Origin of the sequence: Actinosynnema sp. CS-041913, assembly GCF_050942485.1 — a bacterium.
Lineage (GTDB): Bacteria > Actinomycetota > Actinomycetes > Mycobacteriales > Pseudonocardiaceae > Actinosynnema.
Genome location: NZ_CP192037.1, coordinates 2,160,122 through 2,181,605 on the forward strand (window position 1 = coordinate 2,160,122; position 21,484 = coordinate 2,181,605).

Here is a 21,484-nt window from a genome sequence, read left to right on the forward strand (position 1 = left end):
TCGTCGTTTCCTTCACGCTTGCTGCCGAAGAGCCCAACAGCCAGCACGAACACGCGGCGGTACCAGTCGACAGGACCACCCCTCGCGTGTGGGAAAGACAGCGTGCTGAGCGGCGGGATGGTGACCCGAACGGGAGCACGCCCGGCTCGCGGGGGAAGACGACGCGGCCCCGCGTGCCTACATGGTTGAGCGCGGATGACCCCGCTCGTGCGGGGAAGACACGCTCCAGGACGGCGACGGTCGAACCTCCGTCGGACCACCCCCGCTGGCGCGGGGAAGACCGACCGCTGAACGACAAGCAGATCGAGGTCGAGAGACCACCCCGCTCGCGCGGGAAGACAACTCGTGGGGCCTGCACATCGAGCTGTGTGCGGGACCACCCCCGCTCGCGCGGGGAGGACGTCGCCGGCGATCAGGCCCACCAGGGTGTTGCCGGACCACCCTCGCTCGCGCGGGGAAGACGGCTCCGACGACAACGGCGACCTGAGGTTCCAGGGACCACCCCCGCTCGCGCGGGGAAGACTGGGCGTCGGCGGACCGTCCGGCTTTTCCACCGGGGACCACCCCCGCTCGCGCGGGGAAGACGCCGACGCTGCGGGCGGGCGCGATTCCGGGGTTGGACCACCCCCGCTCGCGCGGGGAAGACGGCAACGCGGTCAAATCCATCGCGGAAGGCGTGGACCACCCCCGCTCGCGCGGGGAAGACGGGCGCCTGGGCTGGCTGAAGACCAACGGTGAAGGACCACCCCCGCTCGCGCGGGGAAGACCGCGTGGTGCGGGAGCAGCCCGCCCGGCCTGATGGACCACCCCCGCTCGCGCGGGGAAGACCCTGCGCCGCGGCGATCCGCGCCGTGCTCGACCTGGACCACCCCCGCTCGCGCGGGGAAGACGCCCGCTTCCGCCAGTGCAGCCGCTGGTTGTGGGGACCACCCCCGCTCGCGCGGGGAAGACGCCCGCTTCCGCCAGTGCAGCCGCTGGTTGTGGGGACCACCCCCGCTCGCGCGGGGAAGACCTGATGCGCCCGAGTGAGGCTCCGCGCTACCTGGGACCACCCCCGCTCGCGCGGGGAAGACTACGAGGGCAAGGTGCGCCTGGAGGCGCTCGGCGGACCACCCCCGCTCGCGCGGGGAAGACCGCGCGGACTGGTGGGTGACGGCGAGCTGGCCCGGACCACCCCCGCTCGCGCGGGGAAGACCGCAGGAACGTCGCCTCGCCGTCCTTCCAGGACGGACCACCCCCGCTCGCGCGGGGAAGACGAGAACGTACGCTTCGCCGCGCCGCCGTCCTGCGGACCACCCCCGCTCGCGCGGGGAAGACCTGACCGACCTGACGGAGGTGCTGGGCAGCAAGGGACCACCCCCGCTCGCGCGGGGAAGACGTGCTGCTGGTCGGGCGTCCATACCGGCAGGTTGGACCACCCCCGCTCGCGCGGGGAAGACCTCGACCGGCCCGAAGTCCTCGACCCGAACGCCGGACCACCCCCGCTCGCGCGGGGAAGACGCGGGAGCCCGCGTCAGTTCCGCCTGTTCAGACGGACCACCCCCGCTCGCGCGGGGAAGACGCTCCCCTGTGCTGTACGTACGCGACCCTGACAGGACCACCCCCGCTCGCGCGGGGAAGACCAGGCGGGCATCAAGCCCGAGCGGGTCGAGATGGGACCACCCCCGCTCGCGCGGGGAAGACCAGGCGGGCATCAAGCCCGAGCGGGTCGAGATGGGACCACCCCCGCTCGCGCGGGGAAGACGTCGTCCGGCGGGGGCCGTGGGGGTTGTGATGCGGACCACCCCCGCTCGCGCGGGGAAGACACTCTTTGACCAGCGAGTTTACAACGCCGAAGGTCGGTTTTGATTCGGCTTGTTACGGTGTCGAATTGGTGTTCCTCCGGTGGGCTTGCGACGATGGGCTGCCCGCAGGGGGAGTGCGTGGCCGCTGGACCAGTCGGTAGACGGGATGGTGGCGCTGGGGCACGGGTCGCGAGATTACCGGGGCTCGGAGAGGATGACTCGTTCCAAGCGGGTCGAGGCGCTGCTGGTGCTGGGCGGTCTGCGTGCCGCCGAGCATGCCCTGCGGCCGGTGCTGGACACTCCTGCTTTCCGTGTCAGTCCTCTCGTGCACAGCGTCACCGAGGTCGGCGCGCTGGCGACTCGGGTGGGAGGGAGGGCCGATCCGACGGCGAGGAAGATCCGTGGCGCCGTCACGGACTCGGGCGGCGACACCGTGATGCGGGAGCTGACGACATGACCAGGTTCGAATCCCTGCGCGACCATTGGTGGTGGCGGCCGGGTTGGAGGGCGGGCAGGTCGTTCTACACCTGGCACGTCACCTTCGCCGACCAGCCCGGCGTGCAGCAGTTGGTTACCGACTACGCACCTGTGCTCGCTGTGCTTCCCCAACTCGACCCGGTTTCGGCCCGATGGTTGCACCTGACGATGCAGGGCATCGGCTTCACCGACGAGGTCGACCGGAACGACGTGGACCGCATCGTCGAGGCCGCCCGCACACGCTGTGCCGGACTCTGGTCGTTCACCGTCACTTTCGGTCCGGCTCACGTCGACCGCGAGACCATTCAGATGCGCGTCCACCGGCCCGATCCTCTCGTGGAACTGCGGCTGGCTCTGCGCGCCGTGATCGGGGACGTGTGGGGGCCCGGCAACGTGCCGGACCCCGAAGCCGGGTTCCGGCCACACGTCAGCCTCGGCTACTGCAACGCCACGGGCCCTGCCGAACCCGTCGTCGAGATCCTGCGCGCCCATGAGGAACACGAGGAATACACAGCCGAGGTCACCGTGTCCTCGGTCTCGCTGATCGATCTCAACCGCGATCACAGGATGTATGAATGGACCGATGTGGCGACCGTGCCGCTCGGGCCACAGACCTGACATGTCAAGGCGGCTCGGCGAGTCCGGGTCGGTTACGTGGCCATGGCCGATGCCGGTAGCCAGATGACGTGCATCGTCGCGCCGTCTTCGGTGAAGTGGCGGCAGGCGTGTTCGGGTTTGGTGGTGCGTACCCGGTAGTCCCCGGCGATGGAGACGGTTTCGGTGCGGTCGTGGAAGGCCATGCCGTAGGCGACGATTCCGCCGTCGTCGGAGTCGCTGTCGTCCGGGTCGCTGTAGTCGTACGCGATGGCGAAGCATCGTGGAGCGTCGTCGACGGCCAGTGCCATGAGGAAGGCCGGGAGTTCCGTTCCGGACGGTCGCTGCTCCGTTTCGCCTGGCGTGCTCATTGCGTCGTGCCTTTCCGTGCTCTGCGGGCTGTGTGGTTCGACGGCATTGTGTGACGGGAGCGGCAGCCCTCGGGCCTTGTGCGCGATCGCGTAGGCCAGTTCGGTGAGGTCGTCGCTGAGGTGCTGCTCGGTGTCGGCGAGTGGTGTTGTGTACTCGGTGGTGTTCATGGGATTCGCCTCGTCCACCAGGCGCACGACGTAGCGGCCGAGGCGGAAGTTGATTCGTGTGATCCAGGCGTTGAACGGGAGTTCGTGTTCGTTCACGGGCCACCGCCACGTGCGGGGTCGGAGGCGTCGGTCGGAATCCGTTGTGGGGCGGGTGTGTTGACGGGCGGTTCGGTGAGTCTGGCGAGGATGTAGCGGACGGCGTGGGTGAGTGCCTGGTCGTGTTCGTCGGCGTGCAGGGGTGTGTGGGAGATGTCGAGGTCGTGCAGGACCTGTCGGACGTGGTGGTCGGCGAGGCGGCGGAAGGCGGTGTCGGGGTCGCGGGGTTTGTCGGTGCCGAGCGGGATGTCGGGGTCGAGTGTCGTGCGGTAGAGCAGGTCGTAGACGTGGACGTGGCTGCGGACGACGGCTTCGAGGCGGGCGTGGGTGTCGGGGTCGGCGTGTTCGTCGCGGTGGGCCAGCGCGGCGCGGTAGTAGGCCAGTGCGTCGGGGACGGGCCGGTCGACGAGGACGACTTCGGCGTGGGGCCAGACGGCCAGTTCCAGGCTGATGCCGTGGGTGATGAACCACATCGTGGAGGCCCAGGTGTGGTTGTGCAGGATGGGCAGGCCGAGGCGTTGGGCTTGTTCGCCGAGGTCGGCGACGGTGGCGACCTGGATGTTGTTCTTGCGCAGGTCGTGGGCCAGTCGTGCGAGGAAGGTGCTCTTGCCGGTGGAGTGGGTGCCGGTCACGCCGATGGTGATCGGTTTCTCCACCGCGATGGTCACCACAGCCCGTCCTCCGGTTCCGTGCGCGGTTGGAATGCCTTGAGTGCCGCGACGGTGACCAGCTCGTCCCAGGACAGGCCGCTGTCGGTCAGCAGGGTGTGCACGAGCAGCCAGACGCACCAGGCGTCGTACCCGGCGCGGTGCGGCCGGTGCTCACCGGTTTGCCGGGTGTCGAGGCGGGCGTGGGCGGCGAGGTCGGGCAGGCGGTGTCCGGGCAGGTCCGGCCAGACGTGTCGGGCCAGCCTGAGGGTGTCCAGCACCATGGGCGGTCGCCACGTGGGCAGGTGGTCGGCGATCACCCGGTAGTCGACCGTCGCCGCGTGGGCCACCATCGTCCGGCCGGTCACCAGCGGCTCGACCTGGGGTGCGATGTCGTGCCACCGCGGGCAGTGCTCCAACTCCCGGTTGCCGATGCCGTGGATGCGGTGCGAAATGCCGTTCACTGGCGACTTCGGGCGCACGAGCCAGGTGCGCAGGTCGGTATCGGTGACCGGGCCGTCGACGGGCAGGACGGCGATCTCGACGATCTCCGGGGGTTGTGCTCCGTTGCCTTCGACGTCGACCACCGCCAACGGGTGGCCTTCCAGCACGGTGGGGAAGGGGGTTGTCATGAGGCCTCCGTGCGGGTGGGCCAGCCTAGGTCGGCACGGCCGTGGCGGTGCGGGTGGTGCGGGCGGGCGGCGTCGTGGACCTGGAACCCGAGGGTGTGTTGCATCAGGTAGCGGCGCTGCTCGTCCAGGCCGTCCACGACGACCGCCCGGTCGGTGATGGCGACCAGCGTGCCGCCCAACCCGTCGGCCAGCTCGGTGACCGCGCGCGGGTCCGGCGCGTTCCACGCCTGGGCGCAGCGCGTCTGTTGGGCGGCCGGGCAGATGCTGCACAGTTCCCGGATGCCGTAGTGCCCGTTGTAGTCGGCTGTGCCGTGCGCGTGGGCCACCGCGCACGAAGTCTTGCGGAACAACGGCGACCCCGCCGGACGCCGGGACGCCGCGGCCAGGATCCGCTGCTCCAACCGCTCCGGGAAAATCTTGCGCCGTGCCACGTCGTCGTAGGGTTCGGGCAGCCCGTTGGCCCGGTAGTAGTCACGGATCTCGTCCCGGTAGAACAAGCCGGTGAACACCGTGGCGTGCGCGTACACGCTCAGGTCCAGAGCCCAGGTGAGGTGGGTGTCGGTGTCGTTGAGGCCGGGCACGATCGGCCGCCAGTACAACACCACCCGATACCGGTCCGCGTGCTCGAACGCCGTGCGCAACGACCCGGCCGCGATCCGGGAGTCCACGGGTTCGACCCTGTCGTCGTCGATGCCGGAGTAGGTGACCAGCACCGTGACCTTGAGGTGCCGCAACGTGTTGAGCGCGGCGCAGTCGGCCGGGTCGACCCGCCACCGGGTGATGACCAGGACGTGATTGGTCAACTGTCGCTCGTCCAGCCGCTGGAGAACCTCGAACAGGTGCGGCTTGACCGCCGGCAGCATCGGGTCCGTCGCCCGGTTCAACAACTGCACCGGCGTCACGTGCGGACGGAAGAACCGGTGCCCGGTCAGCGCCGCGACCGCGTCCCGCGCGCTCACCACCGCGCGCGGCACTTTCACGGCGAAGTTGTCAAACAGGTGCCGCACGCAATACCCACAGTCCAAAGGACACCCGATCACCGAGTTCAGGCTCAACCCCGACTTGCGGTACTCCACCACATCCAACAACTCCGGCCGCACACCCGCGCGCTCGGCGTCGTCCAATACCCGAAGCCCGCCCGGCCCTCGTATTCCTGTGGTCCGACTCGCCACCGCATTCGCCTCCTCGCCCCTCGCACACCCGTGTGATGCCACGCCCATGCGACCAGGACCAGCTATGATTACGGAAGGAGGCAAACCGACTACCAGGCGATTTGCCCGCTTGACTGCCTATGGCGTGCCCGTGGCCACCGTGGAGCCGACCATGAACGATGCGAATCAATCCGACGGTGAACCGCGGCCGGCCGCGGTTCGGCTCGCATACGAGATCAAGGCCCGCCGGGAGAAGGCCGGGCTCAGCCAACCCCGGTTGGGCGTGGCGATCGGCTACACCCGACAGTACGTGTCCCTGGCCGAGCGCCCCGGTCAGAACCTGCCGTCGTTCGAACTCGTCAAGGCCATCGACAAGGCACTGGAAGCAGACGGAACCCTGATCGCGCTGCGCCAAGCGGCCAAACGCGAACAGCAGACTGTAAGGGGCGACGCGGACTCCAAGCCGCCCGTGGAGGCTCCTGCCGATAGGCGGTCGCAGGCCGGGTCGCCGCTGAGCGGGTTGTCTCCCGCGCAGATCCCGGATCTGGTGGACCACTTGCGTGAGCAGTGGCACCTGCTGGTCAAGACCGACAACCTGTTCGGCCCCCGGTTCGCCCTCGGTCCGGTGCACGACCATCTGCGGCTGCTCCAGGAGTTGATGCGCACCGCGAGGGCGCCGGTCAGGCGCGAGATGGTCCGGTTGGCCGCGCAGTACGCCGAGTCCGCCGCCTGGCTCCACGAAGACGCGGGCGAGGCCCTGCTCGCGCAACACTGGACCGACCGGGCGATGGAATGGGCACATGAAGCCGACGACCGGCTGATGCTCGCCTGGACCCTGTTCCGACGCAGCCAACAGGCCGCAGCCGCCTGCGACCCCGCCCGCACGGTGGCACTCGCCGAAGCGGCACGACGCGACGAAGCCGCCCTGCCGACGCCGATGAAGGCCGCCATCGCCCAGCAGGAAGCACACGGACACGCTCTCGACGGCGACCCGAACACAGCCCAGCACAAACTCGACGAAGCACACACATGGGCCGCAGCCGACACCACCGGCGACGCCCGCGCCGGCCACGGCTCGTTCTGCACCGCCACCTACCTCGAACTCCAACGAGCGGCGTGCTGGCTCACCGTCGGACAACCCGCCCGCGCCATCCGTGTCTATGAAATGGTCCTGCCGTCGCTGGCCCCCGCCTACCGCCGGGACCGGGGCACCGCGCTGAGCCGTTTCGCCACCGCGGCGGCGCGGATCGGCGAGCCCGAGTACGCCGCCCACCTGGCCGACGAAGCGCTGGACATCGCCCACAGCTCCGGATCCGTCCGCACCGAGAACGAACTGCGCACCGTGGCCCTCCTGCTCGCACCGCACCGGACGATCGCCGCAGTGGCCGCGTTCGACCACAAGCTGGCGATGAACACATCACCGTGACCGCCTCGGAACCCGAAATCAGCGCGATGCACCGCGCGATCGCCCTGTCCGCGTTCGGCCTGGGCCACACCAGCCCCAACCCGCCGGTGGGCTGCGTGATCCTCGACCCGACCGGCCGCGTGGTCGGCGAGGGCTACCACCAACGCAAAGGCGAACCCCACGCCGAAGTCCACGCACTCACCGCAGCAGGACAGCGGGCACGCGGCGGCACCGCCGTGGTCACCCTCGAACCGTGCAACCACCACGGACGCACCCCACCCTGCCGCCAGGCGCTCATCGACGCCGGCATCGCCCGAACAGTGATCGCCCTCATCGACCCCACCTCCCGAGAAGAAGGCGGCGCGGCACGACTGCGCGCGGCCGGAATCGACGTGGAGGTCGGGGTACTCGCCGACACGGCCCGACTCGTCCTCGGACCCTGGCTCGACTCGCTGCGCACCCGACGCCCTCATGTCACGTGGCTGTACAGGTCCGATTCGGACGGACGGATCGCTGTCGCGACCGCATCGCAGGTGGCGGCACTGGCCACGGGCGTGGATGTCGTCGTGCACGCCGACGGACGTGTGGTCGAGGCGCAGCCGAACAGCCACGACACCGACACCTTCTCGATACCGGAACCACAACCCGGCACGGACCCGGCCGACCGGCTCGCCCGCCTGCACGACGCAGGAACACGCACCATCCTGCTCGTCGCCGACCCGGACAGCGCTGCCTCTTTCCTCCACAGAGGACTGGTTGACAGGGTTGTCGTCCAGTTGCACCCGCAGAGCCCCTCACACCGTCCGCCGTCCGATGGGCTGCTATCGCTGGTGCCGAGGGGATTCGCCATCGACCGGGTGACCCGGGACGGCCGGAACGTCCGCGTCGGCGCATACCGCCAAGACCTGCCACGACCGTAGGGCTGCCAGCCCGAGCAGTCGATGTGCTCGATCGTCGTGTCGTCACCAGCCGTGCGGCCGACGGGCCCGGCCCGCTCGCCTCGGTCTTCTTTCCGCGCAGCCGCGAACGCTCCCACACCACCGCCGCGCAGCACCTGATTGACGTTCCGCCCGGACGCGAGAACACCAAGTCTGCCCGTCTGGACAGGGCAAATCGCCTGGCAGCCAATTTGCCTCCTTCCGTCCTTCGCCTGTCACAGGTGCGATGACGGCGACAAAGTCGGTAAGCCGCAAGGGGTATCGGGCCGGAAGGCCAATTACGTCGCAGTCGGACGGGTGGTGATCATCGTGTCGGCGTTCGGGGAGATGTTGGTGCCTGCGCGTGAGGCGGTGGCGTGTGGGCGGGTGGATGCCGGCGCGAGGTCGTTGTCCGGTGTGTGGCTGCGGGTTCCGGAGGATGTGGAGCGGCGGGAGCTGGTGGATGCGAGGTCGTTGGCGGGGCGGTTGTTGGCGTTGGGGCCGTGCTCGGAGGAGGTGGCGGTGATGTTCCAGTGCGCCGCGTCGTTCTTCGCCCGCCGTGGCGCGTTCCGGGATGCGGTGGGGATGGGGCGCTGCGAGTTGGCGGTGTGGAGGAACAGGGACCGGTGTGAGCAGGTGACGGAGGCTTGGACGGAGGGCACGCGGGAGGGGTATGTGTCGGCGTTGAGTTCGTTGGCGTCGGTGTATCGGGTGCAGGGGCCGCGGTGGCATCGGATGATCGATTGTCTGGACGAGGCGGTGGAGATGTTGCTCGCCCGTGGCCATGAAGAGGGTGCGGCGTGGGCGTTTCGTGAGTTGGCTGCGCTGATGTCGGAGGCGGGTCGGTATGGCAGGGCGGTGTATTACGCGGGCCGCGCTGACCAGTTCTACACGCGGCTGAAGCCGAGTCGCGAGGTCTCCCGGCATCGTGCGGAGTGTTGGGTGCTGCAGGCCCGTGCCTATTGGGCCGAGGGCCGCGATCATCAGGCGGCGCGGCGCCTGGTCGCGCAGGCGGTCAGGGCGTTGGACGGCGCCCAGGATGGTGCGGATGCCGAGGCGAGTGACCTCCTGGTGGCGATGCGGGTGACGCCGACGGACGGGGCGTTGCCGAAGGTGGATGTATTGCGGGTCGGGGAGTTCGGCGTCGCGTTGTGGGATCCGGCTCCGCCTGTCCCGCGCCTGCTGGAACCGTGCGAACCGGGAACGTGATCACTCCCGAGGCCGTGTTGTGCAATTCCCCGGCGACCGCCACCCACGGCATGGGGTCGGGTCAAGCGCATACCAACAGCCGACCCTGCCGAGGTGCCGCTGGCAGCACCCGACCGGAGACGCTGCCATGGGCGCGTGAGGGTTGGATGACCTGGCGACGGGGGATACCGGCCGATGACGCGAAGTCCGCTGTCGCCCGGATGCCCACTGAGGAACGGCTTGGCGGGAGGTGGCGCTGGAGGAGGATGGTTCGCCGCCGTGGCCACCACCGTGCCTGGGTGGTTTCCGGAGGCCATTGTCTTCGGCATCCGACGGCGCGTGCCGGTGGTAGCGGTAGGACGGCGTGTCACGCGCGGGTCTCCGCGCTTGTGCTTGAGAAGGATCTCGACGGTGACCCCCGAACCAGGTGAAAGCGGGACCACTGTGGGTGGCCCTTGTGTGGCGGTCCGGGACAGCTTCCGCAGGGTCGCGCGTGAGGCCGGATACGACTCCGACTACGCACTGGCCGAGGCGATGGGCGTCAACCGGTCGACGGTGCAACGAGTGCTCGACGGCCGGATGCGTCCGGGCAACAGGTTCATCGCGGCGGCACTGGCGGCACTCGGTCCGCGCAGGTTCAACCAACTCTTCTGGATCAAGTAGCGCAGCGGCGGCCGAAGCGCCGGGACAACCGTGACCGGCTTCGCCGGACGGGAACCGGGTCGCCGGTCTCGGATTGAGTCGGGACATGCTGCCCGACCTGTGTGACGATTCCACGTGGGCTCGAACATGTGTGCGAAGGGATGCTAGGTTGCGGGTCATGGACGTGCCGCAACTGCCGACCGCCGAACCGCAGGGCCCGCTGCGCCGCCGCCTGGACAGCACCAACACGTGGGTCGCGATCCTGCCCGCCACCTGCCGACCACAACGGCACGCCCTGGCGGCGACCGGATATCGGGCGGTGCTCCGTGACGGCGTGCTGGACGTCGTCTGCACCGCCTGCACCGCCGAGCACGGTGCCGCGCCCCACTGGAGGCTGACCACCGACCGCCCCGCGTGCGACCGCGCCGAACTCGACGACACACCGTACCGGGACCTGGTCGCCTCGACGCTCTGGCGAACACCGGCACCGTAGGGGGTCTCGTGCTGGATAGTCCCTACACGCGCTACGACGGCGACGTCCTGCACGGCCGTTATCCGGTGCTGACCGGTGTGTGGGTCGACCTCGCCGCCGCGTTCCCCAGACCGTCCGGCGTCCCGCGCCGGGTGGTGGCCGACGGCCTGGACATGACCGGTTCGGTGCCTGGGGTGTTGTCGGGCTGGTTCCGCAGCGTCGACGGCGACTGGTACGGCGTCGTCAACCATCCGATCCGCTACGCCGACGGACGACGCGCCCACATCCAACTCGCCGACCAACTCCTCCCATCCACGGCACTGCGCAAACGCGACTGACCACAGCAACGTCCCTGAGAGCCCTGCCGGTTTCCGGCTTGCTACGTCGCCGGGTGAGCCGGACGACCGGCTTACCTAGCGGGGTACCCGGCTCGCGGTGGAGTTCCTGGCGGAGGCGCTTCTCCAAGGCTCCGGATTCGGCGAAGTGGTTCGCCGCGATGCGGATCGGGCCGATGCCGCAGCGCCTCCGGTGCAAGTCGCGGTCAACGGGGCGATGACGATCGTCTTGGTGGGCGAAGCTTCGTGTTGCGGCTCGTACACCCCGATCTCGGCGTGGTTGCCGATGACCTCCTCGGTGAACACGCGCTCCAGCGCGGGAGCCACCTCGAACACGGCCCTGTAGCTTCCAGAAAGGTTGAAGTTCTGGCTGTTCAAGGGTGGAGTTCCGGAGCGCCGAGGTGGGGAAGACTTGATCGACGACGCGGCCCCGCCGTACATCGCGGGACCACCCCCGCTCACGCAGGGAAGACGCACACCGTCGCGCCGCCCCCCGCGTCACCGCGGGACCACCCCCGCTCGCGCGGGGAAGACGGTAGCCCACGCTCGGGGCAGCGAGCGGTCAACGGACCACCCCCGCTCGCGCGGGGAAGACATGCACTCCATCGCCAGCCAGCAGCACACGGCCGGACCACCCCCGCTCGCGCGGGGAAGACGCCCCGCCCAGCGGCCGGAAGCCGCGGCCGGTGGGACCACCCCCGCTCGCGGCGGGGAAGACGATGGCGGGCGTCACCGATGAAATGTCCGGTCGGGACCACCCCCGCTCGCGCGGGGAAGACCACCGCGTCGATCGAGGCCCGTGATGCGAAGCCGGACCACCCCCGCTCGCGCGGGGAAGACGGCCACGACCACCACTTCTGGCGCTGCGACCCGGGACCACCCCCACTCGCGCTGGGAAGACCCGAACTTCCGGATCGCGCGGACACTCGGCGGAAAACCACCCCCGCTCGCGGGGAAAACAAAGGGACGCGGCTGGACCTGAGGCCGCGCCGGACCACCCCCGCTCACGCGGGGAAGACCGCACCCAGGGTGACGCGGACTGGCCCGACCCGGGACCACCCCCGCTCACGCGGGGAAGACTCGGAGATCGCGCCCGTGCTGGGGCTGTCGCCGGGACCACCCCCGCTCACGCGGGGAAGACGGTGATGCCGCTGTGGCCCGACTCGCTGATCAGGAACCACCCCCGCTCACGCTGGGAAGACACTTCTTGACCAGCGAATTTACGACGCCGTAGGTCAGTTTTGATTCGGTTTGCCGTGGTGTCGTATTGGTGTTCGTCCGGTGGACTTGGCGACGGCGAGGTTTGACCCGGTATGGGGTGTGGGACCGCTGGATGTGTCGGAGGACGGGCTGGTCGCGCTGAGCCACGGGGCGAGTGATCAGTGTCGACCGCTTACGTAACGCGGGGCTGGCGAACCTTCCGTGTGCTGGTGTTCATGTGGCCGGTGTCGGGCGCGCAAGGTCATCTCGGGGTGGTCAGGAGTCGAGCAATGCTCGTGTGTGTTGTTCGAGTGGTTGGGCGAGGTCGGGGTATTCGCCGCCGTCGATTCGGCGCGACAGTCGGGCGACGACGTAGAGCTGTGCGAACCGACCGGTGTCTGTGTCGAGTACGTCGGCGTAGACCTCGCGCACGCGCTGCGCGATGTCGGGGACCAGGAGGCTGTAGCACAGCAGGGTCGCCGCGTCGGTGCCGACCGGACCGCGTCCCCATAGTTCCCAGTCGAGCAGGCCGAACCGTGGTCGTAGCAGGTTGGCCCAGTGCACGTCGCCGTGCACCGTCTCCCACTCGGGCACCGTAGGGTCGACCGCATCGCCGAACCGTTGGACAAGGCGCTGGGTGACCTTGTCCTGACTGCTGTTGACGCGCTGTGTCGGAGTGGCGGCGACGGTGTCGGTGGTCCGGCGCAGTTCGGCCCACCACTGGTCGGACAGGTCGATCCCGGTGCGCAGCGCGTCGGTGGGTGAGCAGGGGGAGCCCGGCATCCGAGTCGTGATCTCGGCGCGCTGCTGCCGCCATTGCTCCCACTCGAACACGTCGAGCACGTACGGCTTGGAGAGGCCGGCGAACCCGTTGGCGTCGAGGTTGCCGGTCCAGAAGTCGCCGCCGATCCACCGCTTGTCCTCGGACACGACACGCAGCCAATACTCGGCGCCACCCCGGCGGACGGGCGCGCTGATCGACCGGTCGAGCCACCCGTGCAGCGGTTCACCGGTCACGACCACGCCGAAGTGTTCGGCGGCGCGGACGAGGTTGTCGCGCATCCACTGCCGGAATCGTGCGTCGGCGTCGCCGGTGTCGACCGTCACCGGTTGCCCCCTTTCACTGGTCGGTGGTGTACCGCAGGTAGGCGTCGGGATGGTTCATGTACCGGCGCCAGTGGTCGACCAGTGCGAGGTCTTCCCACGCGGTCCGCCGGAACCCGTGGTCGCCTACCTCGATAATGTCGGCTCCGGGGGTGGCGGCGAGGATCGGCGAGTGCGTCGCGCAGATCACCTGCGCGCCGGATCGGCCGAGGTCGTAGAGCAGGTTGACCAGCCGCAGGCACGAGGTGAACGACAGTGCCGCCTCAGGTTCGTCCATCAGGTAGAAGCCGGGTTCGCGGACCATGGACGACAGCACGGTGAGGAAGCCCTCGCCGTGGCTCATCTCGCTGGTGTCCTCTTCCCAGTAGCCGCGCATCCCGCTGACGGCCTGCATGAAACCGAACGCGGTCTCGGCGCGCAGGAAGTACCCGCGGCGTTTGGTCCGCGTCCCGCTCCGGTGGCGGGCGCCGGCGCTGGTGGTGTCCCAGCGCAGCAGCTCGCCGAGGGGTGTTTTCGGCCGGTCGTTGACGTACTTGCGCCCCGCTCGCCCTCCGTGCGCGTCCAGTCCCCACGCTTCGGCGAACGCCTCGACGAGGGTGGACTTGCCCGAACCGTTCTCCCCGACCAGGAACGTGATCGGCCGCTGGAACTCCATGCCTTCCGCGGCCAACTGCGCCACACACGGCACGGTGAGCGGCCACGAGTCGGACACGTCAGGAGACAGCAGTTCGTCGGGAATGTACGCGCGGCGGGCGAGCATGGGCGTGTCCTTGATCAGTACTCCGGTCGGGACGCACTTCCCCTGAGGTGTGCAGTTGTTCGCCGGCGCGCACGCCGGGCTGCAGCTCGGCCCGCACTGCGGGTCGCACATGGTCGGCACGCACGGCGACACGCGCGCGAACTGCCCGGCCAACGCCGCTGTGGCCGCCCGTGAAGTAGCCCTTGCCGGTGCTCGTGTCCCGCGCAAGTCGCTCCCGACGGCGGTGCGCCGCGCCTCGGTGGTCAGCTTCGTTGGAAGCGACGGCATCGTAACTCGTAGAACGGCTCTGGGATGTCGAACGGCTGACAGGACGTGCGGCCTGCTCTCCCCGGCTGCGCAGCGCAGGGCGTGAGGCCTGCTGCGACCGTCGTCTTCGAGCGGTGAGGCGGAGCATGGGTCGGAGATTCGTTCGCCACCGATCGGGTGTACTTGCCCGAGGGTGCCGCAGTAGTGCGGCCTGGCGGGGTTGCGATGGGGCGAGCATGGGGAGTGGCCGAGTGAACGGTGACGGATCTGCGTCTTCGGCCCGCTGTGCTCGGCGGGCTTCGCAGTGTCAGTCTCCGGTCGGCGGATGGGTAAGAGCATGATGGGCGGTCGCCGACCGCTGTTGGGAGAGTTCATGATCGTGTCATCGGTGATGGCGGACCATCCGTCGTGGTTGTCCGACGGCGACGTGGTCTACCGCGCTGTGCGTTCCGGCCGGTCCATCTGGGTATTGAGCGGTGCCCAGGGTTCGGTTCGGCAGGCGGATGCCGAACTGGTCTCGGGTGTTGGTGACGAGCCCGTGGTGGATGTGGTCGATCCGGCCACTCTCGACGGTCCGGGTGACATGGTCGAGGTGCTGCGTGCGGCAGGGCCGGTTGCGCGGTGGCGCAACCCTGATCTGTGGGACGCGCTGGCCACCTCCATCGTCCGTCAGGTGATCCGCGCCGGCCAGGCCCGCAGGCTGTACCGGGCGTTCTGCCGCGCCCACGGCGACGAGGTGACCACGCGCCACGGCAGCACCTGGCTGTTCCCGACTCCCGAGGTCGTGTTGGACCTCGCGGACGTCGAGTTCGAGTCCCTGGGGTTGGCGTTCAAACGCCGTCCGCTCAAGGCCGCGGCGGAGGCGGTGGTGGAGTTCGGGCCGAAGTGGGCGGAGTTGGAGCCGGCCGCTCTGGTGGACGAGTTGCAGAACGTGCCGAGGATCGGGCCGTGGACGGCAGGCGCGACGGTCGCCGACCTCACCAACGACTACGCGCTCTACCCGTATGCCGATCTGGCCGTGCGGACCTGGGCGAAACGCCTGGCACCCCAACGGACCTGGCCGGACACCGAACCCGAGTTCGCACGACTGTGGTCACGGCTGGCGGGAAGCCGGTTGTCGGACTGGACTTCGCTGACACTCGCATGGGGAGTACGCCATGCCCACACCTCGGGAACCGTCGCCTTCTAGATCCTCCGGGCTCATCGCCGGCGCCGACCACCGGCGCACGCTCGACGCGCTGTTGGTCAACGCGCCACTGCGCGACTACGCCGAGCGGCCTCGCGTCAACGACTTCACGCTGCCGGTCCTCGGTATGGCGTATCTGGCCACCTACGCCGCAGCGCAGGGTTTCAACGTCGGTGTCCTGGACGCGGAAGCCCACGGCCTGCGCATCGACCACACGGCCGACATCGTCAACCACGCCGCGCCGCGCTGGGTCGGCTTCAACCTTCTCGCCCCGACCTACAGTGTCTCCGCACGCATCGCCGCCGCGCTGGATCCCGCCATCAAGGTCATGCTCGGCGGCCACCAGGCCAGAGCGATGCCGGAACACATCCTCGCCGACCCGCGCATGTCACGCTGTGCCGCGCTCGTCGTCGGCGAAGGCGAAACCCGTGTCGCCGCCCTCCTTCACGACCACCGTGCGCGGACCGACCTGCCCCAGGTCATGTGGCTCGATCCGGTGCGGCGAACGCCCGTAGCCGGGAGCGCACCGGGCACTGCACACCACTTGGCACCCGACATCGACGCACTGCCTTTCGTGGACCGCCGCTACCTGGCTCAGGACCCGCACCACGAGGCGGACAGGTGGGAGGCGAACATGGTCGGCGCTCGCGGTTGCCCGTACAACTGCTCGTTCTGCGGCGCCGCGGTCTCGGCCAACCCGGACGTCAGCATCCGAACACGCCGACCCGACAACATCATCGCCGAGATGCGCCAACTCCGAGACGGGGGAGTGACGGCGTTCCGGTTCGTCGACGACCTGTTCCTGGGTGCGAAACGGGTGATCGACCGCATGATGACCGCGTTCACCGCCGAACACGTCGGCGACTGGGCCGTCTGGGACGCCACAGGCCGCATCAACGTCCTGCACCGAGCCTCCGACGCCACCCTCGACACGCTCGCCTCCAACGGCCTGCGCGAGGTCGCCCTGGGCATCGAATCCGGCAGCGACCGCATGCTCACCCTGATCGACAAACGCATCGACTCCGCCATGACCCGCCAGGTGGTGCGACGACTCACCGAACGCGGCATCAACGTCAAGGGCTACTTCATCCTCGGATTCCCCACCGAGACACAGCACGAGGTCGACACCACCGTCCACTTGGTACACGAACTGTGGAACCTCGCCGACAGGCTCCCCGGACACTTCCGCGCCTCGGTCTTCGAGTACCGCCCCTACCCGGGCACACCCGACTGGCACCGCCTCATCGCCACCGGCCGCTACACAGCAGACCAATTACTCGACTACACCGCCGTGGACCTCACCGACAACGGAGTGGACGAGTCCATGCGCGAACGCGACGAGTTCAACTTCTCCACCAACCTCCAACTCTCCGACGTCCCGGTCACCCACATCCGTGCCCGACTCGCCGCACTGTCCCGCGAACAACACGCACGCACGGCAGCCGCATGAACGGCCTCCTCGTCACCGTCGACGGCCCCGGCGGCGCGGGCAAATCCACCACGGTCCGCCACCTGCACGATCTGCTCACCGCCCAAGGCCACGAGGTCCACGCGACCACCGAACCGTCCCACGACCTACTCGGCCGCACAGCCCGCGACAACTCCGACACCTACTCCGGCCACGCCCTCGCGTGCCTGGTCGCCGCCGACCGCTACCACCACCTGACCACCGACATCCGCCCACACCTCGACCAAGGTCACATCGTGCTGTGCGATCGCTACGTCGCCTCGTCCTACGTCCTGCAACGCATGGACGGCGTCCCACTCCATTTCATCGAGACACTCAACGCCGCCGCCGACACCCCGGGCCTGGCCGTCATCCTCACCGCCGACCCCACCACCACCGCCGATCGCATCGCCCACCGAGGCACACGCCACCGCTTCGAAACCGGCGTGACCACCAGCCGCACCGAGTCCGACCTCTACGAAGACACGATCCGGCGTCTCACGGAACGCGGCTACCCGATCCTGGCCATCGACACGACAACAACAGCATCGGACCAGGTAGCGGCCATGATCGCCCAACGAGTCAACCAGCTCGCCACCACCGACAACCCTGAATCGACCACCCCGTAAGCTCCGCCGGGTCCACCCCACGACCCTGCCGACGAGGACCGATGGCCGACCGCCACCTGATCGACGTCCACGTCCTCCTGGTCCGCGACGGCCACGTCCTGCTCACCCGCCGCCGCGACACCAACTCCAGGTTCGACGGCCTCTGGCACCTGCCCTCCGGCAAACTCGACGCAGGCGAATCCGTCCTCCAGGCCGCCGCCCGCGAAGCCAGGGAAGAAGTCGGCGTCCACGTCGACCCCACCCACCTGCGCCTGGTCCACACCCTGCACGTCAACGGCTCAGGCCCCGAACCCCGCCTGGGCCTGTTCTTCGAAACCAGCCACTGGACAGGCCACCCCACCAACCAGGAACCCGACAAGTGCTCCGCAGTCGACTGGTTCCCCCTGCACGACCTACCCGACCAACTCATCGACTACCCAGCAGCAGGCCTCCACGCCTACCGCACGGAAACACCCTTCAGCGTCCACGGCTGGCAGAACCCAACCCCCGCCCACTGAACCCCCGCACCACCCCGCCCGCACAGACCTGCGATCGGCGTCCACTACCGGGCAGAGCGGGCCACCCTCACTCCCGCACGAAAAACACCTACTGTTCGGGGCCGCCGCCGATCAGGGGCTACCCCGCTCGCGCGGGGAAGACACGAAGTCCTTCTCCGACGCTCCCACGACCCACGGATTACCCCCGCTCGCGCGAGGAAGACTGTGGTGCCAGTCCGGACGCCACACGCGCGGAGGACCACCCCCGCTCGCGCGGGGAAGACCACTGTCCGGTCGCGCCCCACTGGCATTTGCATGGACCACCCCCGCTCGCGCGGGGAAGACATCGGAGACCCGGCGCACGCCGCGACGCAGAGCGGACCACCCCCGCTCGCGCGGGGAAGACGTCACGGTCCCGGACGCGGCCGTCGGTCAACCACGGACCACCCCCGCTCGCGCGGGGAAGACTTTTCCCTTGCGACGCCCGACGTGGCGGACGCCGGACCACCCCCGCTCGCGCGGGGAAGACCCCGGCAGGTAGGCGGACAGCGAATGCCGGCAGGGACCACCCCCGCTCGCGTGGGGAAGACGCCATCATCCTGAGCGCCCACCGCGACGGCGACGGACCACCCCCGCTCGCGTGGGGAAGACGGGGTGTCCGGCACGTCGAACTCACCCGCCGCGGGACCACCCCCGCTCGCGTGGGGAAGACGCGCTCCAGCACGTGCTGGGCGAGCTGGTCGGCGGACCACCCCCGCTCGCGCGGGGAAGACCAGCGGGGCGCGCACATCGACTGGGCGGACGGGGGACCACCCCCGCTCGCGCGGGGAAGACAGGGCCAGCGACCCCCGTCGTGTCGGCGTCTACGGACCACCCCCGCTCGCGTGGGGAAGACGACATCTGGTTCGCCATCGACGAGGTCCCGGTGGGACCACCCCCGCTCGCGCGGGGAAGACAACCGGATCGAGCTGGAGCGCCTCAAGCGCGGCGGACCACCCCCGCTCGCGCGGGGGAAGACGGTCGGGCGGGAGTGCGGCTCCGGGGTTCGCGGTCCCGGGGAAGGGACCACCCCCGCTCGCGCGGGGAAGACGGAGCAGCGGACCCGGGTCCGACGATCCTCCACGGACCACCCCCGCTCGCGCGGGGAAGACCTTGCGACGCTCGCCGAGGTCCTGTTTTTCGCAGGACCACCCCCGCTCGCGCGGGGAAGACGACGTGAGCACCCCGTCCATCGAAGACACCGAGCGGACCACCCCCGCTCGCGCGGGGAAGACGCGCGCTCCAGCTCGCCCATGACCCGCGCGGCGGGACCACCCCCGCTCGCGCGGGGAAGACACTTCTTGACCTGGGAGTTTACAACGCCGTAGGTCGGTTTTGATTCGAGTTGTCGTGGTGTCGTAATGGTGCTCGTGCGTCGGGTGTGCGTCCTCGGTGGAATGGGTCCGCACACGGCTGTGTGGGCCGCTGCATCTGCCGGAGGACGGAGTGGTGGTACTACCTCCCGGTGGGGATCTGCAACATACGGCGAGGCCGGCACGAAGTGACGGCCGGGACCTCAGCGCTGGCACTGTGCGACAGGTGGGAACCGCATAACCGGCGATTCGGTGTCGGGACCTCTCACTCAAAAGGGTGGTTATCGCAAGGCGATGTCGATCTTCGATGTGATCGCGGCCGTGACGTCGCGCGTGACGCGGAACAGGGTCAAGCGGGGAGGTTCACGAGGTGGATGTGATCTACGGTGATAGCGTTGTTGCAGGTAGATGGCGGTGTGGCCGCTGGCGGTCGCCCTCCGGAGGCGGGCGCGCAGGTTCGAATCCCACCGGGTACGGGCAGAGCGGGCCTCGAACCGGGAATGCGGCGAGGGGACTGCGGACGGCTGTTTCGGGAACGGCTGGTCGAAGCCGTACGTGGCACCTGCCGGGCGGTGATCGGCCGACAACGTCGCGCGGAGATGGTGCCCGAATTGCCTGACATTCCGACTGTGCAAGTCAGCCTCGAGCAGCGTCACGAACCCGGTCGCACCGAGAATCTCACGACCGACCTGGGCCGGTTGACCTGATCCTCACTCTGGAATCGACGACGCGCCCATGCCGAATCGGTGGTCCAAGTCCTCGGCAAATTGGCGGGCCACCCGGCGCAGGGCATCGACGTAACCGTCATCTGGAACGCGGCCTCCACCCAGCAATGGGGTTGCGGACAGCGCTCGAACCCCTCAAGCACCCTGAAAGTTGCGGTGATCTGCCTGATCCGCCTGTTGTCGACCGCCACGAGGGGACGCATCCCATGCAGTTGCACCTCGAACGGTGCCCGGATCAGCAGCGTCCCGGTTGCCCCCAGGCTGCGCGCATGGGCGGATGCGAAAGCCACCGCGTCCACCGTCAAGGAGTCGACCACGCTGAAGTGAATCCCGATGTCTTTGGTGATGTCGTGGTCGGTCCAACCGGCTACACGGGTGGCCAATGCCATGGCCCCATCATGGTGAAGCTCGACGTGCCGGTGGACCGGATGGTCGACGCGGTCCAACTGCCCGGCCGTCGCGATCACGTGCTTCGTGGCCAACGCCCATGTTTCCTGTGCCATCCGTTCGATCAACGCCACGACGGTGTCGTTCATCGATGGTCGTCCGGTGCGGTGAGGGTAGGTCCACTTCTTCGCGACCAGGCGTCGGTGCCATCGCAGGATGGCTCCCGGTGTCACCAATCGGTGCTCACGCAGCCGACGGGGAGTCGCGCACCAACGCGGCGAGTACCGCGCGATCGGCCCGCCCCAGCCGCGGGCGGAATTTGTTCCGGTGCAGCACGGCGACCTCGTGCCGCAGCACCGACAAGTCCACATCCTTTGCGACGGAGGACCGACCGAGCAGAACCAGCCAGTCGCCGAGTCAGGCGAAGATCAGGTACAGCAGTCGTAACGCCACACCTCACATTCATGGCCTGAAGGCCCAGAGAGCCGGATCGCCGTAGTTCAGCCTCCCAGTGTGGGGTTCTGGCACCCCGCAGGGGTTTTTCCGCACCAAGCTCAGCACCAAGAGCCGGATCGAGCGGACGGTTCGGGGACGGCCGCGGTGCTTTTGCCGGGGCTGGGTCGCGTGGCGGCGGGCGAGAAGATCCCGGTGCCAGCGCACGACCGTCTCCGGACGCACCAGTAGTCGCAGTCGACGAAGCGCGTCGATCGGAAGTCGGTGCAGCAGCGCCGCGAGGAACGCCCGGTCGCCGGGGAAGAACCGCAGACGGGCGTTACCCGGTTGCCGTTCCATGACGGTGATTTGGTGCCGTAGCGCCAGGACCTCCACTTCCTTGTCCCGCTCACTCATGGGCAGCAGGCACAACTCCGTAGGGCGCTGTGGATCCCGACCCCGCCCAATAGTCGGATCTCCACTCCGCGTTCTCCCCTTGACAGCACCCTGGCCGGCGTGCGGTACCCGCTGTGCCGGAGCGGTCCGAAGCTCGGCCGATACAAGACCACCCGTTCGGGTGAGTCATTGTCCCGGTCTTGTCCCGCCGGTTGTCCCCGGTTCTGTTCCTGGGTGCGTCGCATCCTCTTCTCAGCCGGCCACC

At 69.0% G+C, this 21,484-nt stretch carries 22 protein-coding genes and 2 CRISPR repeat arrays; of the genes, 13 read left to right on the plus strand and 9 right to left on the minus strand.

Annotated elements, in window-relative coordinates; all coding sequences use genetic code 11:
• Positions 1 to 373: 373 nt before the first annotated feature.
• Positions 374 to 1,805: a CRISPR direct-repeat array (repeat unit 28 nt; unit sequence GGACCACCCCCGCTCGCGCGGGGAAGAC).
• A gap of 193 nt (positions 1,806 to 1,998) precedes the next feature.
• Together ACQPZF_RS10710 and ACQPZF_RS10715 are read left to right on the plus strand one after the other, a co-directional pair.
• A complete protein-coding gene (locus tag ACQPZF_RS10710; RefSeq protein ID WP_433270753.1) occupies positions 1,999 to 2,241 on the plus strand; it encodes a hypothetical protein in 243 nt (80 codons plus the stop codon).
• A complete protein-coding gene (locus ACQPZF_RS10715) occupies positions 2,238 to 2,879 on the plus strand; it encodes a 2'-5' RNA ligase family protein (protein ID WP_433270754.1) in 642 nt (213 codons plus the stop codon). Before ACQPZF_RS10710 ends, ACQPZF_RS10715 begins: the two co-directional genes overlap by 4 nt.
• Positions 2,880 to 2,911: 32 nt before the next feature.
• On the opposite strand, the gene ACQPZF_RS10720 is transcribed toward ACQPZF_RS10715, so the two are convergent.
• From ACQPZF_RS10720 to ACQPZF_RS10735, 4 genes are all read right to left on the minus strand, one after another.
• The gene (locus ACQPZF_RS10720) at positions 2,912 to 3,394 is read right to left on the minus strand and encodes a hypothetical protein (RefSeq protein WP_433270756.1); all 483 of its coding nucleotides are present in this window, start codon (positions 3,392 to 3,394) and stop codon (positions 2,912 to 2,914) included.
• 92 nt (positions 3,395 to 3,486) lie between these two features.
• The gene (locus ACQPZF_RS10725) at positions 3,487 to 4,158 is read right to left on the minus strand and encodes an AAA family ATPase (RefSeq protein WP_433270758.1); all 672 of its coding nucleotides are present in this window, start codon (positions 4,156 to 4,158) and stop codon (positions 3,487 to 3,489) included.
• Positions 4,155 to 4,769 (minus strand): 3'-5' exonuclease, encoded by a 615-nt coding sequence (locus tag ACQPZF_RS10730; RefSeq protein ID WP_433270760.1) that lies wholly within the window; start codon positions 4,767 to 4,769, stop codon positions 4,155 to 4,157. The genes ACQPZF_RS10725 and ACQPZF_RS10730 overlap by 4 nt, the downstream gene beginning before the upstream one ends.
• Entirely contained in the window at positions 4,766 to 5,941 is a 1,176-nt protein-coding gene (locus ACQPZF_RS10735; protein WP_433270762.1) for a radical SAM protein, read from the minus strand. Before ACQPZF_RS10735 ends, ACQPZF_RS10730 begins: the two co-directional genes overlap by 4 nt.
• A gap of 151 nt (positions 5,942 to 6,092) precedes the next feature.
• Between ACQPZF_RS10735 and ACQPZF_RS10740 the strand changes: the two genes are divergently transcribed.
• The 7 genes from ACQPZF_RS10740 to ACQPZF_RS10770 all read left to right on the plus strand — a co-directional run bounded on the left by ACQPZF_RS10740 (position 6,093) and on the right by ACQPZF_RS10770 (position 11,225).
• Positions 6,093 to 7,346, plus strand: a complete 1,254-nt coding sequence (locus ACQPZF_RS10740; RefSeq protein ID WP_433270764.1) for a helix-turn-helix transcriptional regulator — start codon at positions 6,093 to 6,095, stop codon at positions 7,344 to 7,346.
• On the plus strand, positions 7,343 to 8,245 hold the full coding sequence (gene ribD / locus ACQPZF_RS10745; protein WP_433270766.1) for a bifunctional diaminohydroxyphosphoribosylaminopyrimidine deaminase/5-amino-6-(5-phosphoribosylamino)uracil reductase RibD: 903 nt from the start codon (positions 7,343 to 7,345) through the stop codon (positions 8,243 to 8,245). The genes ACQPZF_RS10740 and ribD overlap by 4 nt, the downstream gene beginning before the upstream one ends.
• 513 nt (positions 8,246 to 8,758) lie before the next feature.
• Entirely contained in the window at positions 8,759 to 9,451 is a 693-nt protein-coding gene (locus ACQPZF_RS10750) for a tetratricopeptide repeat protein (RefSeq protein ID WP_433270768.1), read from the plus strand.
• Between the two features lie 438 nt (positions 9,452 to 9,889).
• The gene (locus ACQPZF_RS10755) at positions 9,890 to 10,093 is read left to right on the plus strand and encodes a helix-turn-helix domain-containing protein (protein WP_433270770.1); all 204 of its coding nucleotides are present in this window, start codon (positions 9,890 to 9,892) and stop codon (positions 10,091 to 10,093) included.
• A 157-nt stretch (positions 10,094 to 10,250) separates the two neighbouring features.
• Entirely contained in the window at positions 10,251 to 10,565 is a 315-nt protein-coding gene (locus ACQPZF_RS10760) for a hypothetical protein (protein ID WP_433270772.1), read from the plus strand.
• Positions 10,566 to 10,573: 8 nt separating this feature from the next.
• Complete coding sequence (locus ACQPZF_RS10765) at positions 10,574 to 10,882, plus strand: hypothetical protein (protein WP_433270774.1); 309 nt, start codon at positions 10,574 to 10,576, stop codon at positions 10,880 to 10,882.
• 97 nt (positions 10,883 to 10,979) lie between these two features.
• A complete protein-coding gene (locus ACQPZF_RS10770; protein ID WP_433270776.1) occupies positions 10,980 to 11,225 on the plus strand; it encodes a hypothetical protein in 246 nt (81 codons plus the stop codon).
• A 1,130-nt stretch (positions 11,226 to 12,355) separates the two neighbouring features.
• On the opposite strand, the gene ACQPZF_RS10775 is transcribed toward ACQPZF_RS10770, so the two are convergent.
• On the minus strand, positions 12,356 to 13,186 hold the full coding sequence (locus tag ACQPZF_RS10775) for a phosphotransferase (protein ID WP_433270777.1): 831 nt from the start codon (positions 13,184 to 13,186) through the stop codon (positions 12,356 to 12,358).
• Between the two features lie 13 nt (positions 13,187 to 13,199).
• A complete protein-coding gene (locus tag ACQPZF_RS10780; protein WP_433270779.1) occupies positions 13,200 to 14,210 on the minus strand; it encodes an AAA family ATPase in 1,011 nt (336 codons plus the stop codon).
• 352 nt (positions 14,211 to 14,562) lie between these two features.
• On the opposite strand from ACQPZF_RS10780, the gene ACQPZF_RS10785 reads away from it, so the two are divergent.
• From ACQPZF_RS10785 to ACQPZF_RS10800, 4 genes are read left to right on the plus strand one after another with little or no spacing between them, the layout of a single operon-like run.
• Entirely contained in the window at positions 14,563 to 15,378 is an 816-nt protein-coding gene (locus tag ACQPZF_RS10785) for a hypothetical protein (RefSeq protein WP_433270781.1), read from the plus strand.
• The gene (locus ACQPZF_RS10790; protein WP_433270783.1) at positions 15,347 to 16,825 is read left to right on the plus strand and encodes a B12-binding domain-containing radical SAM protein; all 1,479 of its coding nucleotides are present in this window, start codon (positions 15,347 to 15,349) and stop codon (positions 16,823 to 16,825) included. Before ACQPZF_RS10785 ends, ACQPZF_RS10790 begins: the two co-directional genes overlap by 32 nt.
• The gene (tmk, locus tag ACQPZF_RS10795; RefSeq protein ID WP_433270785.1) at positions 16,822 to 17,451 is read left to right on the plus strand and encodes a dTMP kinase; all 630 of its coding nucleotides are present in this window, start codon (positions 16,822 to 16,824) and stop codon (positions 17,449 to 17,451) included. The genes ACQPZF_RS10790 and tmk overlap by 4 nt, the downstream gene beginning before the upstream one ends.
• Before the next feature lie 41 nt (positions 17,452 to 17,492).
• Positions 17,493 to 17,948, plus strand: a complete 456-nt coding sequence (locus tag ACQPZF_RS10800) for an NUDIX hydrolase (protein ID WP_433270787.1) — start codon at positions 17,493 to 17,495, stop codon at positions 17,946 to 17,948.
• Positions 17,949 to 18,062: 114 nt separating this feature from the next.
• Positions 18,063 to 19,262: a CRISPR direct-repeat array (repeat unit 28 nt; unit sequence GGACCACCCCCGCTCGCGCGGGGAAGAC).
• A gap of 298 nt (positions 19,263 to 19,560) precedes the next feature.
• On the opposite strand, the gene ACQPZF_RS10805 is transcribed toward ACQPZF_RS10800, so the two are convergent.
• From ACQPZF_RS10805 to ACQPZF_RS10815, 3 genes are all read right to left on the minus strand, one after another.
• On the minus strand, positions 19,561 to 19,935 hold the full coding sequence (locus ACQPZF_RS10805) for a hypothetical protein (RefSeq protein WP_433270789.1): 375 nt from the start codon (positions 19,933 to 19,935) through the stop codon (positions 19,561 to 19,563).
• On the minus strand, positions 19,932 to 20,540 hold the full coding sequence (locus tag ACQPZF_RS10810; RefSeq protein ID WP_433270791.1) for a hypothetical protein: 609 nt from the start codon (positions 20,538 to 20,540) through the stop codon (positions 19,932 to 19,934). Before ACQPZF_RS10810 ends, ACQPZF_RS10805 begins: the two co-directional genes overlap by 4 nt.
• A gap of 313 nt (positions 20,541 to 20,853) precedes the next feature.
• Entirely contained in the window at positions 20,854 to 21,240 is a 387-nt protein-coding gene (locus ACQPZF_RS10815) for a hypothetical protein (RefSeq protein ID WP_433270793.1), read from the minus strand.
• Between the last annotated feature and the right edge of the window lie 244 nt (positions 21,241 to 21,484).

What these genes read in the sequence shown, in the direction of transcription:
- ACQPZF_RS10790 (WP_433270783.1), top strand. Translation starts at nt 15,347, where the DNA reads ATGCCCACACCTCGGGAACCGTCGCCTTCTAGATCCTCCGGGCTCATC.
- ACQPZF_RS10715 (WP_433270754.1), top strand. Translation starts at nt 2,238, where the DNA reads ATGACCAGGTTCGAATCCCTGCGCGACCATTGGTGGTGGCGGCCGGGT.
- ACQPZF_RS10740 (WP_433270764.1), top strand. Translation starts at nt 6,093, where the DNA reads ATGAACGATGCGAATCAATCCGACGGTGAACCGCGGCCGGCCGCGGTT.
- ACQPZF_RS10785 (WP_433270781.1), top strand. Translation starts at nt 14,563, where the DNA reads ATGATCGTGTCATCGGTGATGGCGGACCATCCGTCGTGGTTGTCCGAC.
- ACQPZF_RS10780 (WP_433270779.1), bottom strand. Translation starts at nt 14,210, where the DNA reads ATGCCGTCGCTTCCAACGAAGCTGACCACCGAGGCGCGGCGCACCGCC.
- ACQPZF_RS10810 (WP_433270791.1), bottom strand. Translation starts at nt 20,540, where the DNA reads ATGAACGACACCGTCGTGGCGTTGATCGAACGGATGGCACAGGAAACA.
- ACQPZF_RS10800 (WP_433270787.1), top strand. Translation starts at nt 17,493, where the DNA reads ATGGCCGACCGCCACCTGATCGACGTCCACGTCCTCCTGGTCCGCGAC.
- ACQPZF_RS10815 (WP_433270793.1), bottom strand. Translation starts at nt 21,240, where the DNA reads ATGAGTGAGCGGGACAAGGAAGTGGAGGTCCTGGCGCTACGGCACCAA.
- ACQPZF_RS10710 (WP_433270753.1), top strand. Translation starts at nt 1,999, where the DNA reads ATGACTCGTTCCAAGCGGGTCGAGGCGCTGCTGGTGCTGGGCGGTCTG.
- ACQPZF_RS10730 (WP_433270760.1), bottom strand. Translation starts at nt 4,769, where the DNA reads ATGACAACCCCCTTCCCCACCGTGCTGGAAGGCCACCCGTTGGCGGTG.
- ACQPZF_RS10720 (WP_433270756.1), bottom strand. Translation starts at nt 3,394, where the DNA reads ATGAACACCACCGAGTACACAACACCACTCGCCGACACCGAGCAGCAC.
- ACQPZF_RS10760 (WP_433270772.1), top strand. Translation starts at nt 10,251, where the DNA reads ATGGACGTGCCGCAACTGCCGACCGCCGAACCGCAGGGCCCGCTGCGC.
- tmk (WP_433270785.1), top strand. Translation starts at nt 16,822, where the DNA reads ATGAACGGCCTCCTCGTCACCGTCGACGGCCCCGGCGGCGCGGGCAAA.